Source organism: Methylocystis sp. SB2, assembly GCF_049817085.1.
In the GTDB taxonomy this organism is placed as follows: domain Bacteria; phylum Pseudomonadota; class Alphaproteobacteria; order Rhizobiales; family Beijerinckiaceae; genus Methylocystis; species Methylocystis rosea.
The window spans coordinates 156547-171338 of the sequence record NZ_CP187401.1; the positions used below are offsets into that span (position 1 = coordinate 156547).

Here is a 14792-nt window from a genome sequence, read left to right on the forward strand (position 1 = left end):
GCCCGCAGGATCAAGCAAAATCTAGGATGAAGGTGGGGAGCGCCGCTGGCCGAAGGGTCGGCGGAGCTTTTTTTTCCTTATTGCCGCGGCTTCCTTTTCGTGGGTTTCGGCTGTTTGGGCTCTTGTTCCTTGCGGCCAAATTCGGCCTCTTCGATAGCCGCCCCGCTCACCGTCAGAGAAATGTCGCCGTTATCGTTCTCTGACCAATTCAGCAACCCGGCCTCCTGCAAAACCCTCGCAATGCTGGCCGTGAAATCATCTGTCGGCGGCCGATACCTCCCCAATTCGTACAGGGCGACGAGGCTTCGATTAACGCCTCCGCGCATCGCGATATCGTGTGCAGTTAGTCGTAAAGCCGCGCGTGCAGCGCGCACCGTCGCTCCGCTAACCAGCTCTTTCCTGATTCTGGCCAAATCGAACCTCACAGGGTCGGGGTGCCTCGCAACGACGCTAGTAGTGAGCAGATTTGCGAGCTATGTCAAATGTTTGCCTGGAACTTTACTATAATGTTTGACGTTTAACATAACAGCGTGTTAAACGGTGGTCATCGTAACGAGATGGCTGGGAGGTCCGTATGAAGATAATCACGATTCACACGGTGTTGGCGCGCATCAATCGCAAGCTCGCGCCGAACGGCAAAATCCACAAATCGTCACCGCGAGAGATCGAGAGCGGGTTAGGGATTTGGCACGTGACTCAAAGCAACACAGTCGTGCGCACGTTCGACGATATCGCCGACTTTCATCACTACGCTGCAGAGCTTGGTGTGCTTGGAGACGTGGCCCACGTGAATTTTCCTGATCGGTATTTTCCTGAAGGGAGTGGGTTCGAAGACGTGGCATCGTCGCTTTATGCTGACCTTGGAGCCGAAGACGACGAAGACTCATTGGATTTGTCTTATTCAGGACCGGACGAAGAGGCCGTCGCCGAACTGCGCGACGCGAGCGCGTCATTCTTGGATCGCTTCGAAGCAGACGTGCGCAAGGGATTGCCAGCCTTCGGACGCGCTGCGTTAGACAGGGAAATCGACGTTTGCGAAGATCGCGCTTTCGAGCCGCCGCTCGTCGCGATCATCTCGCGACATGGGTGGGATTGTCGGCTGGCGCTGGTGACAGATGGCTTTGAAGGGCTGGCGAGCGCACATTATCGCGCGGGGGTCAACTCCGCGATAGGCGAAGTGCTGGCGAGATTGAAGGATCAATCGAACGTGATCGTTATCTCAGGGACGGCAAAAGCAGTTTAGGAGCGGGATTCCGCAGCGTTCGTCTAACCCGCCGTCTAATATCACCCCTCTAAAAGCAAAGTATATCTTTGCCTTTAAACTCACATTCGAACCCGCTGGCTTCAAGCTCTTGTCGGGATTTTGCGGTAACAGAACAACTAGGTTGTCCGCCTTGAACTCGCTCTTGGCAGATTAAAGTTTGCCCCCCATCTGAACCTACATGTTCTGCATCAGGAACTTCCTGGCTACCCTTTTGGGATTGTCCACGGTTTTGAGAAGAATCCATGTTCGGTCTGCTAGACGATGGAGGGGAGACTGATGGCAATTGCGGTGATGGTTTCTGAGGTGATAACTTCGAAACCGAGTTCGGTTGCGGGGTGGTACTGGTATCCTTCTCTATTGCTTCCTCCAGCGCTGCTTTGAGTTGATTCATGATCCTTAATGATCGCTGATTGATGCAATCGATCGTGCTGTGCAGTTCAGAAACATATGACTGAATGAATTCGTTCGATATTCCGTGCTCTAGCGCACGATTTCGCAATTTCATTGCAGCCGAATAGGTCTCGAAGGCTTCGTCTTGAAGAACCTCGTCCTGACTATATTCCACGCCACGTGAGTTACACGAGCACGCTTTGTTCACATAGAATCTCTTTAGTTCGAGACAACTGATTTCCTCCCAAATGGGTGCCGTGTTTGCAAATATTCTACAGCACAGGAAATTTCCTGCCAGCTTACGCAATCTTGAGGCGCAGGAGCCAACGTCCACCTGCGGTCCTTCACCTATTGCGGGCTGCTCCCGGTACAGTTCGTTGATCCTGGCGTCCAGAGCGTCAAACACAGGCTTATTTGCGCGTCGACACTCGGATTCACTGTCGGCGTGTGCATGTTCCAAAGAACAGGCGACCAAAAAAAGGAACGAGATGAGAAGGCGCAAAACGTTTGGCATATTGGCGAACAAACGTAGTTAGCGCGCAAATTTGCACCGCGCAGCCGCGCACATGTATAGGTTATAAACCGCATACCAAGTCTGGTTACATCGAGGTGCCACAGGATTGGTTTCAGGATCGCATCGACTCTCGTCCTCGCCCGCAGTGACATAACTCATTGCTTCGTAGCGAGCATGTTCTGCCTCGCTGAGAAGCTCCCGGATGGTGCGCCGACCACACTGAGCACTGCGAGCGTCCTTCAAAACGTCTGCATCTTCCTTTGCATAATATCCTTCGGATTCATACCGATCTAACCGATCGCAAGCGCTGTCTTCAACAGTCGCATCCATAGTACATTGCCTATTTCCTGTCACTTCTCCGGCAAAAAACTTTTTACAATAGTAGGGAGCAGATTCGAACTGAACTTCTTCGGCAGAAGTTATACTCACACTTGTAAGACTTGCGGCAATAAAAACCAGGGCGAGATTTTTATTAAACATCGCATTACCCTCTTCGTGAGCAGCCAAAAGCGCATTGCCGAAACTTCGTCAAATACTCTGATTGAGCATGCCGTCAATCATCGTAAAGCACAAGGCTAGGATGTGGACGTGAAATTTTGTCGGGATAGCGCGCTCACGTCATAGATCATCGATAGTCGGCGGTCCTTTATTGTGAAGCTGTCTCTAAAGGCGCGATAAGCGCCGGTGTGACCCGCTCAATCAATTCCGCGTTGTCGTCGCCCACGCCTGACATGTTGACGCGCGAAGACACAATCCACTCTTGCAATGCGTATCCAGGCGCCGACTGCAACAGCGCGCTCGGATCGTCGCCGGCCATCCACGCCCCAACATCCCGCCAATTCAATATGACCGGCATTCGATGGTGAAAGCGCGACATCCAATCGTTCGCCGCGCCGACAATGATCGTGGCGGAGTCCACCTTCGCGTCGCTTTCGGGGTCGCGCCACGTCTCCCATAACGCCGCGAACGCCAGGGGCTCGCCGCTCGGCGCGCTGAAGTAGTGGGGCGTCTTTGAGCCCTTGGCGCCTGTCCACTCGTAAAAGCTCGAAGCCGGAATGACGCAGCGCCGAGACTTGAACGCCGATCGAAACATCGGCTTTTCGGCGACTGTCTCGGCGCGAGCATTGAACGTCGAGGGCAACTCCGAAAACGGCTTTTTCCACCATGAGGGAATGAGGCCCCAACGCATGGGAGTCAATTCATTCCCGGCGGCCGTTGGGCGAATGACCTCAATCCGTGTGGTAGGCGCGATGTTGTAACGCGGCTGAAGGTTGCGCGGCTGGCCGACCAGATCGGCACGGCGATGCAGTTCGGCCCATGAGAGATTTTGTGTGAAGCGTCCGCACATGGGGCTACGATAGCCGAACTTCTCCAAAACACGCAGTGCCGCAACCATGAAGTGTTCGCCCTGCGGCGCCGTAGCAACGAGAGCGCCTTCACAAGCGAACGCTTGTCCGACGCGAACCCGCTCCCATTGACGGAATGGTCGGGCGTGCCTATCAAGAGAAAGTTTGATGAGTTGAAGACGCGCCCTACCAAAATGGCTAAAAAGCAATCTTCGTCGCGTGTTTCGAGCGTTGCCGGCAAGGCCTTATCGGGCTCTAAGGGGGCTTCGCATTCTCGCGTGAAAACACTCGCCGCTTCGGCATTGTCGTCCAAAAATGCGATGGTTACGAAATCTGGTAGAGTAATCATTCGATCGCCAGCGAAGTCATCAAATACGATAAGCTCCTGGTCCAAGGCATTTAAGAAGTAAAATACTGTGAGATCGGCTAATCTATACTCGCGCAGTGTTTTTATAAACTGCCCATTCTCCCATGAATACCAGCCAATTTTTCGAGCGATCCTGTTCTCTGTCTATTACTGTGGATACAGGCCTAGATGCGCACTTGAGATTAGCGATTCATCTCTAAACCGACTGGCAAAGATTGAATCGATCATTAAGGAGTCCAAATACGGAATTCATGACATCTCTTTCGTTGAGCTTGACTCAAGAACGAATCTTCCTCGCTTCAACATGCCTTTTGAGCTTGGAATGTTTTTCGCTGCGAAGAGATTTGGCTCTTCACAACAGAGGAAGAAAGTTGCGCTCGTTCTCGATACCCGAGCATATCGTTATCGAGCATCGCTGTCAGACATCTCAGGCCAAGACATAGAAGTTCATGGAGGAATTCAAAAAAAAGCCATTCGCAAAATCCGGGACTGGCTTAACACGTGTCATCAAGGACCTAATTTGCCGCCTGGGGGCGAGTTCATTAACAAGCAGTACCGCCGCTTTTCCCGACAATTACCTGAAGCTTCAATGAAAAATCATTTGAATGCAAGCGAACTCAATTATGCTGATATTTGTCGCGCGATGGAATCGTGGCTGAAAGATAATGCTTAACTAGCTCGTCAGATCGCGGGGCCGGCACATGGTGTGACACTTACCGATTAGGCGCTAGTTGCTCCGCGAATAGGTCGGGAGTGTCGTCATCGCGCTTGCGCGACAAACCTTCACCCAGGTGCAAACAAGGATGCTTCACCCATGTCAGACCATTGGCGCCTTCAAAATGGGCTCGCCCGCCGTTTGGCATGATTACACGGATAAGAGCCGCCCCACACATAGGGCACGGATATCGCGCATTCTTTTTTCTATCTTCGTCGCTCTCGTATACAGCCCAATTGGCGCAAACCGTCGCGGTGTGGCCGGACTGTGTTCGGCGCTCATGTTGTCGTCGCTTCACCCACCGACTGGCCATTTAAATTGTTCTCTGCGTTGCGCGCGAAAGCGACGGCAGAATGCAGGGCTCGACTCGATCGCGAACACCTGCATTCGACTTGCCAAGGTTACGAACTTTGAACCGCGGCGTTATTTTCGCTTCTGACCCTTCTTTTCATCTTGAGACAAAACAGAAGCGGCGAGCCTTTTTGCATCTGAAGAAGTAGCCTTCTTCGCGCCAGACAGCACCTTTCCAGCTAGGCTGGAAGTGTTCGATGATGACTGCTTTTTAGCCATGTTCTTCGTGTCCTTTTTCATATGTGGACAGGGATTCTTTGGATGTGGTAACAAAATTCCCGGAGCAGCTAGCCGCTCCGGGAGAATCAATCTGACCGTAACAAGAGCCTCGGAACGGCGCGCGACGCGGTCCAGGCGTCGCGACCGATAACGCCGAGGCACGGGTTGTGGGTCATTTTTGATGTTCCTTTCTCCCGGTGGTCTTCACGCCGGGTGTGCCTGTCGCACAGGAAATGCCGCTCTCGCGGCGTCTGGCGGAGGCCTCTCCGCCGGTGACTTTTATGGGCCGCAGCGGGATGTCGTCTTCTGCGGCCCAATTTCTTTACGAAGCATCACGTCAATCGCCATGCTCGGAAGCTGGATAGAGCGGTGCGCCGCCGAACTCATCCGCTGTCGTCACTTGGATTCCGTCGACGATGTATTGACCATAGCCGATGCGGCGCATGCGCCCCTTGCGCGTTAGATAACCGATCGCGTTGTAGATCGACTTATCTGACGCTTCGATACCGCGGTCCTCAACTTCCTTCTTTATGGCTTGAACAGACCAATCTCGTTGTTTGGGGAGCAAACGGACGATCGTGTTCAGCACGTCTCCAGCCTTCGGCGCTGTCTCAGATCGAAGCGCTTCCGCAAGCTTTCGAATCACCTGCTCTTGCTCCGCAGGCGGTAACGGATCGAGCAGAGTTTTAATGGCGCGCGCGACTTCGTCGGCGTGGGAGCCGCCGCCTGAATCGTTGCTACTGGGAGTTGGAAAAAGCACAACCTTCGACATTCGAACACTATGCCACAGCATAGTCTCAACGTCGAATCGTTTGAGCGCCTGTGGAAACTAGGCCACCAAATTTTGTTGCCGGCAAGGAGAGCAGCGCAAAATCAGCGAATTTTCTTTGGAAAAGCAGGGTTACAGCGCGCGTCGGAGTCGGAGAATTCGTTTGAAGTCATAGTCTTCCGCCTGTGGATATCGGGGACAGGACGGGGTCAAGTTGAGGCTCGCGCACTATCGGTATCGGCGAGAAAAGCTCTACACCGTTTCGGAATCGCAGTGCGCGCCCCAAGCGTCCACCAAATCCCTGCGTCGATCAAAGAAGCTTGTTCGCCTGTAGGCCCTCTCGACGGCGTTTCCCACCTGATGCGCAAGGGCGGTTTGGAACAATCCTAGAGTCCAAGGTGTTCTACCCTCGTCAGCATTGGGTTGCTGAGCGCTCATTATTGGGAGGACCGTCTATGCTAATTAATGTCTCACGGGGCGCGCTTTTAACGATAGGTGCCGCAGTTGCCTTCAGCACGGCGTGTTTCGCCGGACAGCAAGTTTCCGACACGCAGAAATGGTCGCCGCCAAATGTTGTGGGTATGCCGGGCTACACTCCCCAAGCTCCAAAGCCTGCCGTGCGTCAGACGATAACGAACTGGAATGTCATCTCCGGCGGCTGGAAACAATTTTCCGGTAAGGTCAAGGAGCAATGGGGCCGTCTCACGGATGACGAGCTTGTCCAGATCAACGGCAAACGTGAAGGTTTGGAAGGGATGCTTCAGCAGAAATACGGATATACGCCGGACGAAGCAAAGAGAGAAGTTGATAACTGGATTTCGCGTAACTGAGATTGAGAAGATCAGTGCGGTCGGCGCAGGCGTGCAGCGGTTTCATATTGACTGGCGCGCAAGCATCGGCCGTTCTTCCGAACAATACACTCCCCAATCCGCCATCAATTCCCGCCGCTTTTCGAACAGGTCGCCACGCCTGTAAGCCGCCTCGACAGCGCTCCCGATCGAATGCGCCAATGCCGTCTCGACGCGATTGTCGGCGGGCCTTAAACCGTTTCCGAATCGCAATAAGCGCCCCAAGCGTCCATCAAATCCCTGCGGCGATCAAAGAAGCTCGTTCGCCTGTAAGCCCTCTCGACAGCGCTCCCCACCTGATGCGCGAGGGCGGCCTCGCAAATCTCGGGCGGAAAGTCTGTCGTCTCTGCGGCCCAAACTCGAAACGATGACCGGAAGCCGTGGACGGTAACGCCTTTGACCTTCATACGCCGCAGCAAAGTCAACAGCGCCATGTTCGATAACGGTTGGCCGAGCCGAGCGCCCGGAAACACATAGTCGGAATTCGCGAGCCGGAATTGCGCGGCGGCTTTGAGCGCGGCGACCGCTTCACGCGATAGCGGCACTTTGTGTTCTTTGCCGGCTTTCATGCGCGGCTTGGGAATCGTCCAGACCTTCGCCTTCAGGTCGATTTCATTCCAGCGGGCGCCGAGCGCCTCGCTAGTCCGGCAAGCCGTAAGGATGACCACGCGCAGCGCAACCGCGGACAAATCCTTTAGATCGTCCAGCCGCGCCATGAACGCGGGAACGTCCTGCCAGCACATAGCAGGACGATGCGCGACGCCATTGCTCGGCTTCGCCATCACAGCGTCAACAAGGCGCTCCGCCGCGGGATTATCGCCCGTGCGCCAACCGTGCGCCTTGGCGTAAGTCAGAACGGCCTCAATTTGCCGACGCAGGCGCCGGCCTGTCTCGGGCTTGGCCATGCGAACCGGCTCTAACGCCTCTTTGACGTGCTGCAATTCGATGTCGCCGATCGGCAGAGCGCCCATGATCGGGAAGGCATACGTCTTCAGCGTGTGATTCCAGATGTAGGCCGTCTTTGGCGACCGCCATTCGCCTTGTTTGGCAGCGATGCATTCAAGCGCGGCCCTTTCGAATGTGATGGCGCCGGCCGTCTCGCGCGCCGCTTGGGCGTCGGCGCGTCTCTTCTGTCGAATTGGGTCGCGACCACCGGCGCGCACCTTGCGCGCTTCGCTCGCCTTCTCTCGCGCCTTGGCGAGCGACACCGCAGGGAAGGGGCCGAGCCCCATGAACTTCGGTTTGCCGGCGACCTTGTATCGAAAAATCCAAGAGCGCGCGCCGGATGGTTTCACCTGCAAATAGAGCCCGGCGCCGTCGAGATATCGGCCCGGCGCCAACACACCCTTCGCTTTCGCCGCTGTTAGTTTCTCCCCCGCCACGTCGTCTTGGCCCCACCTTCACGGAATCGCTTGGCCCCACCTTAGACCCCACCCGAGTGGCGAGAAAGGATGAAATGGGGTGAAAAGGTTCGATCGGCTAGAAGCTCGGTAATCGCTTGAAAACCAATAAAAAAGCGCTCGAATTGAGCGCTTTTGAAATCGTCTGAATTATTTGGGTGGTGCCCCTGGCCGGAGTCGAACCAGCACTCCTTGCGGAACTCGATTTTGAGTCGAGCGCGTCTACCAATTCCGCCACAGGGGCCCTGCCGGCGGGAAGCCGGCGAAGCGGCGCGGATATTAGCCGCGCCTCGGCGCCCGTCAACCCGAGAAACTTCTTTCTTCAACGCTTACGTGCTATGCGCGGGCAGCGCGCCGCGCCAACCCCGGGAACAGATGAAAAAGCTCTACGACTGGACCATGTCGCTCGCCGCGAGCCGGCATGCGCCCCTGGCGCTCGGCGCAATCGCTTTTGCGGAGAGTTCGTTCTTCCCGGTGCCGCCCGACGTGATTCTCGTGCCGATGACGCTCGCCGAGCCGAAGAAGGCCTGGTATTTCGCAGGCATCTGCACGATCGCCTCGGTCGCGGGCGGGGCGCTCGGCTACGCGTTCGGCGCGCTGTTCTACGATACGATCGGCCAGTGGCTGATCAATCTCTATGGCTATGGCGAGAAGATGGAGGCGCTGCGCGCCTTCTACGCGCAGTGGGGGGCGATCTTCATCCTTGTCAAGGGCTTCACGCCCATCCCCTATAAGCTCGTGACCATCGTCTCCGGGCTTCTCGCCTATAATTTCCCGCTGTTCATCGTGCTGTCGATGGTGACGCGCGGCGCGCGGTTCTTCGTGCTGGCGGCGGCGATCAATCATTTTGGCGATCCGATCCGCTCGAAGCTCGAAAGCCACTTCGGACTTTTCATCGCGTCGCTCGCGGTGATCGTCGTCGCCGGCTTCGCGCTCGCGGCGAAGATGTTTTAAAATCGTCAGGCTTCAGTCCGAGAATTGCAGAACTGAAGCGCCGAATTTTGCCGCTGCTGCTTTTTTGAAGAGGAGCTTTCAATGTCTGCACGACAAGAATTTCTGAATCTTGGCTATAATCCGACCATCATTGAGACCGGCCGTTCAGTTAAGCCGGCTTTCTCCGGGACTCTTCCCACTTCTGCGACGGTCAATCCGCTTTATTTGCCCCCGCCGCAGGCCCAAGGCACGTCCAAGCATATCGGCAGCCCAGGCAGCTGCGCGGCCTGGGCGACGACCTATGGCCTCGCGACCTTTACGGCCGCGCAAAATTCGCAGACGACGCCAAGCGATGCGTCACTGCAGGCGAGTCCGGCGCATATCTACATCGAGGTCATGAAGTGCTACGGCGCCAATCAATGCCAAGGCTCGCGGCTCGGCTCCTATCTCGATCTTCTGTGCCAGGGCGGCACCCCGAACTGGGCGACGGCGCCTTACACGCCGAATTGTTCGACGCTTTGGTCGAGCTATGATCTGAATGCGACGATCGACGCGAGCTTTCAGATTCCGGGCTGGGCGATGGTGGAGACTTCCGATCTCGACTCGGTCAAGACGGTCATCGCCAATGGCGGCGCGCTCTGTTACGGCACGGCGCTGAATTCAACGTTCATCGCCTATGACGGCTCGCCCAGCCCAATGAATGGGCCCTTCGACAAGATCAAGAACCCCGATGGCGGTCTCGTCGGCCACTGCATGCTGATCATCGGCTACGACGACTCCCAAGGGGCTATTCTGATCCAGAACAGCTTCGGGACGGATTGGGGCGCCACATGGAACGGCAGTGGCGGCTATATCTGGATGGCCTATGATCTCTTCCAGTTCTTGGCGCAGGGGCAGGCGCAGTATATTACGTCCTGATGGTCGGATCTCGCATGGCGCTGCTTGAGTCGAGCGGCCTTTTAGCGCCCCGCAATATCGCGCTGCTGATCCTCGCCGCCGCCGTCGCGGCGATCGGCGGCGCCTTCGCCTATGAGTCGCTCGGCTATCTGCCGTGCGAACTCTGCTACAAGGAGCGCGTGCCCTATTACGCGGCGTTCGCGCTCGCGCCGCTCGCGGCCTTCGCCGCGCAAACGGGGAGGGGGGGAATGGCCCGCGCGGCCTTCCTGCTGATGGCGCTGCTCTTCGCCGGCAACGCCATCCTTTCGATCTATCATTCGGGCGTCGAGTGGAAGATTTTCGCCGGGCCGTCCGATTGTTCCGGGCCGCTTTCGACGGCGCCGTCGGTCGCCGATTTCATGAAGCAACTTCAATCCGTGAAGGTCGTGCGCTGCGACGAGCCGAATTTATGGATTTTCGGCCTGACGCTGGCGAATTGGAATGTCGCCATCTCGGCCGTGCTGGCGGCGCTTGCTCTCGTCGGCGCGCGCCGCATTCGATAATAGTTCGCCGCCCGGTCGGCGCTCATGGCGTCTTGACCCGAAGTTCGTTGAGACGCTTTCCTTTAGCCCGCCGCCATCCGGGCGCTCGCCCTGAGCTTTTCCGTCTCGCTCTTCAGTTGTCCGCAGGCCGCAAAAATGTCGCGCCCGCGCGGCGTGCGCACCGGGCTGGCGTAGCCGGCGTTGAAGACGATGTCGGAGAAGCGCTCGATCGTCTCCCAATCCGAACATTCGTAGGGCGCGCCCGGCCAGGGGTTGAAGGGGATCAGATTGATCTTCGCCGGCAGGCCTTTCAGGAGCCGCACCAGCTCCCGGGCGTCGGCAGGCGAGTCGTTCACGCCCTTCAACATCACATATTCGAAGGTGATGCGCCTTGCGTTCGACGCGCCGGGATAGTCGCGGCAGGCCTGCAGCAGTTCTTTGATCGGATATTTTTTGTTGAGCGGCACAAGATCGTTGCGCAGCTCGTCGCGCACCGCGTGCAGCGAAATCGCCAGCGCCGGCCCGCATTCGGCGCCCAAGCGTTCGAACTGCGGCACGACGCCGGAGGTCGAGACGGTGATGCGCCGCTTCGACAGCGCCAGCCCGTCGCCGTCGGCCATGATCTCGATCGCCGCCATGACATTGTCGAGATTGTACAGCGGTTCGCCCATGCCCATGAAGACGATGTTGGAAACGGCGCGCACGCCTTCGCCTGCCGGCACCAGCCCGTCGGTCGGTCGGTCGCGATCGGGAAAATCGCCGAGCCGCTGCCGGGCGACGAGCAATTGCCCGACGATCTCGGCGGTCGTCAGATTGCGCACGAGCCGCTGCGTGCCCGTGTGGCAGAAGCTGCAATTTAACGTGCAGCCCACCTGCGAGGAGACGCAAAGCGTTCCGCGGTCGCTTTCCGGGATGTAGACGCACTCGACTTCGGCGCCCTTGTCGAAGGCGTCGACGGGTTGCAGCCGCAGCAGCCATTTGCGCGTGCCGTCGACCGAAATCTGCTCCTCGATGATTTCCGGAAGGCGCAGCGCAAAGGCGTCGGCGAGCTGCGCCCGCATCGCCTTCGAGACATTCAGCATTTCGCCAAAGTCGCGCGCGCCGCGGAAATAGACCCAATGCCAGATCTGCGACACGCGCATGCGGATCTCGCGCTCCGGCAGGCCGAGCGCCCGCAAGGCGTCGGCGATCTCGGCGCGGGTCATTCCGGCCAGCGAAGGCTTAAGCGTCGTCGTGGGCGCGACGGGAGTGTCGGATAGGCTCATGAAATCCTCGGAACTGCGCCTGTTATATCATGTCTCTGCGCGATATTTTGAGAGCGCCGTGGAAGCCGCCAGGTCAACGCGCGTCTTCTGCGATGCGAGGCGCGAGCGTGGATCAGCCGGCGGTCGCTTCCGCGTTCTGCATCGACTGCAGGAAGCGCTTCCAGTTTTCAGGCGTCACTACCTCGCGATAGCGCGCGGTTTGCGCCGGGTCCAGGAATTCCAGCATGAATGCGCCTTCGACCCACACTTCCGACAGCTGGAACAATCCGCCGCCGCGATCGCAAGCCCGCGCCGGCCAGCCGGCCCTTGTGGCGATGGCGATGATCTCCTCCGCCGGCCGAGCCACGCAAATGGCGAGATGGGCTTCGGAAAGACGCGTTCCTTGATTTTGCGGGGTCCAATAGCCTTCGTCAGGGCCGCAGGCGAGCACATGTCCGCGCGGCGCGATCTCAAGCTCGACGTCGCCGTCGCCCGACCAGGCCATCCAGGAGCTCGGCCCTGCGGGCGGGAAGGGCGTCGCTTCGCCCTGCATGATCTCTGCGAGCACTTTGGCGACGACCTCCGGATTGTCCGCTGGGATGGAAGCGTGGGCGATGCAGGTCATTTCTCTTCTCCATGTGGAAAAACGCGTTCAGACGACAAATCACGTTCATCGGCGGCCGAACGGCGACCGAGCAGGACGGCGATCGCCTCGGACGCCGCGCGGCCGGCCTCGGCGCCCTCCAATCCCCAGAGATCCCTGAGGACCGACCAGGCGTAGGCGCTGTCGATCAGCTGGGCGACCGCAGCGCGCCGGCGTTTGGCGGCGTCGTCCATCTCAGGCAGCGCGTCGGCGACGCAGGCGAGCATCGCCGCCTGACGCTGCGGGTTCGAACTTAAGCGCATTTCGCGTCCGGGTTCGGAAGAGATCGACGCTCTGATCAGCCCCTCTTCTTCATCGAATCTTGGGAACAGCCGCAACGGCGTGGCGATCAAATCGTCAGCGGTCTGCGGAAAGCCCGAACTGCCGACGCGCGCCTGCATGCGCGGCCAGACCGCCTTCAAGAGATCCTCGCGCGTCAGGAAGTGACGGTAGACGGTTCGTTCGGTCACCTGCGCGCGCTCAGCCACTTTGGCGATGGTGAGCGCATCCAGCTTTCCCTCGCGCATCTCGTCGATCGCGGCCTCGAGAATACGCGTTCGCGTATGATCCTTATGAGTCTCGCGAAGTGATGTCAGTTTATGTGACGTCATGTCATAGCGTGTGACATTGCATCTCGCCGATGTCAAGCGCCGTCGTGTGAACTTCAAGACTCGATCGTGCTTCTTAAGGTGCGCTGCCACGCCTCGGGCAGGGGCGTTTATTGATGTCGCTCTTCAAAACCGATAAACGCTGCGCGCTCACGGCCAAGAGGGCCGACGGAGCGACTCCTTGCATAGCGCCGCGCCAGACACATCCGATCCTTCGCTCAAGGCGACGCGCCGGGAGTGGATCGGGCTCGCCATCCTCGCTCTGCCCTGTCTGGTCTATGCGATGGACTTCACGGTGCTCAATCTCGCCATTCCGGCGCTGACGGCGGAGCTGCGACCGAGCGCGTCGCAACTGCTGTGGATCATCGACGTCTACGGCTTCATGGTCTCCGGCTTCCTGATGATCATGGGCGGGCTCGGCGATCGCATCGGCCGGCGCAAGGTGCTGCTGCTGGGCGCTGCGGCGTTCGGCGCCGTATCAATCATCGCCGCTTTCTCCAAATCGGCGCAGATGCTGATTTTTGCGCGCGCCGCGCTCGGCATCGCGGGAGCGACCCTCGCGCCGTCGACGCTGTCGCTGCTCGCCAACATGTTCCGCGATCCGTCGGAACGCACCTTCGCGGTCAGCATGTGGATTTCGAGCTTCTCCGCCGGCGCCATTATCGGGCCGCTCGTCGGCGGCGCGCTCATTCAGTCTTTCGGCTGGGGCTCGGTCTTTCTCGCGGGCGTCCCGGTGATGGTCCTTCTGCTTGTTCTCGGGCCGGTGCTTCTGCCGGAATATCGCGACCCCCACGCGGGCCGGCTGGATCTCGCCAGCGCGCTTCTGTCGCTCGCGGCGGTGCTGGCCTTCGTTTACGGATTGAAGCGCGCCGCCGAGGCAGGCTTCGGCGCCGACGCGATCGGAGCGACGGCGGCAGGCGTCGCGCTCGCGCTCCTGTTCCTGCGCCGACAGTCGCGGCTCGAAGACCCTTTGATCGATCTCGCGCTGTTTCGCTCACGGTCGCTGAATTTGGCGCTTTGCATCAACATGCTTGGCGTCTTCTTCATGTTCGGGGCGTTCATTCTGCTCGCCCAGTATTTTCAGCTCGTTGCTGGTTTGACGCCGCTCGATGCAGGGCTGTGGTCAACGCCGTCGGCGATCGTCTTCATGATCGGCTCTTTCGCCACGCCCGCGCTCGCGCGCCGCATCACGCCCGTCAATCTTCTCGCCGGCGGACTGATCGTCGCTGCGGCTGGATTTGTCGGCCTCGCGCTGGCGGCTGGATTCTACGGGGTGCTTTTATCGTCTCTGCTTCTCGTCGGCTTCACGCCGGTGATCGCGCTGACGACGGAAATCATCGTCACGTCGGCGCCGCCCGAGCGCGCCGGCGCGGCGTCAGCCTTGTCGGAAACGGCGATAGAACTTGGCGGTGCCCTTGGCATCGCCGCGCTCGGCAGTCTTGGCACGCTGATCTATCGCGCCAAAATGGCCCACGTCGTCGCGGGGCTCCCGGCGGACGTCGCGCGGGCGGCTGGCGCGACCCTCGGCGGCGCGGCGGACGCCGTCAAATTCTTGCCTCCCGAAGTGGCCGAGCGGACGCTCGCCGCCGCGCGCGACGCGTTCTGCGCCGGTTTTCAAGCGACCGCCTGGTTGGGCGCCTTGGGGCTTGTCGGCGCCGCGTTCGCGACGAAGATTGCGCTCAAGCAAGCGCGTCCTCCGTCGCCGGAAGGCGCAGGCGAAAAGCCGAGTTCGGCCCCGGCGTAGCACGTCGCCCGTCGGGGCT

Annotated in this window: 16 protein-coding genes and 1 tRNA gene; 7 read left to right on the forward strand and 10 right to left on the reverse strand. The window is 58.7% G+C overall.

Annotated elements, in window-relative coordinates; genetic code table 11:
- Positions 1-77: 77 nt before the first annotated feature.
- Positions 78-326, reverse strand: a complete 249-nt coding sequence (locus tag ACPS74_RS00800) for a hypothetical protein (RefSeq protein WP_029650609.1) — start codon at positions 324-326, stop codon at positions 78-80.
- A gap of 248 nt (positions 327-574) precedes the next feature.
- On the opposite strand from ACPS74_RS00800, the gene ACPS74_RS00805 reads away from it, so the two are divergent.
- Complete coding sequence (locus ACPS74_RS00805; RefSeq protein ID WP_029650611.1) at positions 575-1243, forward strand: hypothetical protein; 669 nt, start codon at positions 575-577, stop codon at positions 1241-1243.
- Positions 1244-1292: 49 nt separating this feature from the next.
- On the opposite strand, the gene ACPS74_RS00810 is transcribed toward ACPS74_RS00805, so the two are convergent.
- The 3 genes from ACPS74_RS00810 to ACPS74_RS00820 all read right to left on the reverse strand — a co-directional run bounded on the left by ACPS74_RS00810 (position 1293) and on the right by ACPS74_RS00820 (position 3564).
- Positions 1293-2060 carry a hypothetical protein gene (locus tag ACPS74_RS00810; protein WP_157055252.1) on the reverse strand — a complete coding sequence of 256 codons (768 nt, stop codon included), beginning with the start codon at positions 2058-2060 and terminating at the stop codon, positions 1293-1295.
- Between the two features lie 126 nt (positions 2061-2186).
- Complete coding sequence (locus ACPS74_RS00815) at positions 2187-2648, reverse strand: hypothetical protein (protein ID WP_157055253.1); 462 nt, start codon at positions 2646-2648, stop codon at positions 2187-2189.
- A gap of 166 nt (positions 2649-2814) precedes the next feature.
- Positions 2815-3564 carry an SOS response-associated peptidase gene (locus ACPS74_RS00820; protein ID WP_239754547.1) on the reverse strand — a complete coding sequence of 250 codons (750 nt, stop codon included), beginning with the start codon at positions 3562-3564 and terminating at the stop codon, positions 2815-2817.
- Between the two features lie 639 nt (positions 3565-4203).
- Between ACPS74_RS00820 and ACPS74_RS00825 the strand changes: the two genes are divergently transcribed.
- Positions 4204-4554, forward strand: a complete 351-nt coding sequence (locus tag ACPS74_RS00825) for a hypothetical protein (protein ID WP_157055254.1) — start codon at positions 4204-4206, stop codon at positions 4552-4554.
- 949 nt (positions 4555-5503) lie between these two features.
- Here the strand turns inward: ACPS74_RS00825 and ACPS74_RS00830 are convergent.
- Positions 5504-5938, reverse strand: coding sequence for a hypothetical protein (locus tag ACPS74_RS00830; RefSeq protein WP_029650616.1), 435 nt, complete (start codon positions 5936-5938; stop codon positions 5504-5506).
- 626 nt (positions 5939-6564) lie between these two features.
- On the opposite strand from ACPS74_RS00830, the gene ACPS74_RS00835 reads away from it, so the two are divergent.
- Positions 6565-6765 (forward strand): CsbD family protein, encoded by a 201-nt coding sequence (locus ACPS74_RS00835; protein ID WP_029650618.1) that lies wholly within the window; start codon positions 6565-6567, stop codon positions 6763-6765.
- Between the two features lie 209 nt (positions 6766-6974).
- Here the strand turns inward: ACPS74_RS00835 and ACPS74_RS00840 are convergent, their stop codons facing one another.
- Positions 6975-8126, reverse strand: coding sequence for a tyrosine-type recombinase/integrase (locus tag ACPS74_RS00840; RefSeq protein WP_425622387.1), 1152 nt, complete (start codon positions 8124-8126; stop codon positions 6975-6977).
- A gap of 216 nt (positions 8127-8342) precedes the next feature.
- Positions 8343-8427, reverse strand: a tRNA-Leu gene (locus ACPS74_RS00845).
- Between the two features lie 131 nt (positions 8428-8558).
- Between ACPS74_RS00845 and ACPS74_RS00850 the strand changes: the two genes are divergently transcribed.
- The 3 genes from ACPS74_RS00850 to ACPS74_RS00860 all read left to right on the forward strand — a co-directional run bounded on the left by ACPS74_RS00850 (position 8559) and on the right by ACPS74_RS00860 (position 10555).
- Positions 8559-9137 (forward strand): YqaA family protein, encoded by a 579-nt coding sequence (locus ACPS74_RS00850; protein WP_029650622.1) that lies wholly within the window; start codon positions 8559-8561, stop codon positions 9135-9137.
- Between the two features lie 81 nt (positions 9138-9218).
- A complete protein-coding gene (locus ACPS74_RS00855) occupies positions 9219-10034 on the forward strand; it encodes a C1 family peptidase (RefSeq protein ID WP_029650624.1) in 816 nt (271 codons plus the stop codon).
- Between the two features lie 14 nt (positions 10035-10048).
- Complete coding sequence (locus ACPS74_RS00860; protein WP_036241841.1) at positions 10049-10555, forward strand: disulfide bond formation protein B; 507 nt, start codon at positions 10049-10051, stop codon at positions 10553-10555.
- A 62-nt stretch (positions 10556-10617) separates the two neighbouring features.
- On the opposite strand, the gene rlmN is transcribed toward ACPS74_RS00860, so the two are convergent.
- From rlmN to ACPS74_RS00875, 3 genes are all read right to left on the reverse strand, one after another.
- Entirely contained in the window at positions 10618-11799 is a 1182-nt protein-coding gene (gene rlmN / locus ACPS74_RS00865; protein ID WP_029650628.1) for a 23S rRNA (adenine(2503)-C(2))-methyltransferase RlmN, read from the reverse strand.
- Positions 11800-11911: 112 nt separating this feature from the next.
- The gene (locus tag ACPS74_RS00870) at positions 11912-12403 is read right to left on the reverse strand and encodes a hypothetical protein (protein WP_029650630.1); all 492 of its coding nucleotides are present in this window, start codon (positions 12401-12403) and stop codon (positions 11912-11914) included.
- Entirely contained in the window at positions 12400-13032 is a 633-nt protein-coding gene (locus ACPS74_RS00875; protein WP_029650632.1) for a TetR/AcrR family transcriptional regulator, read from the reverse strand. The genes ACPS74_RS00870 and ACPS74_RS00875 overlap by 4 nt, the downstream gene beginning before the upstream one ends.
- 178 nt (positions 13033-13210) lie before the next feature.
- On the opposite strand from ACPS74_RS00875, the gene ACPS74_RS00880 reads away from it, so the two are divergent.
- Positions 13211-14773 carry an MFS transporter gene (locus ACPS74_RS00880; RefSeq protein ID WP_029650634.1) on the forward strand — a complete coding sequence of 521 codons (1563 nt, stop codon included), beginning with the start codon at positions 13211-13213 and terminating at the stop codon, positions 14771-14773.
- The last annotated feature ends 19 nt before the right edge of the window (positions 14774-14792 follow it).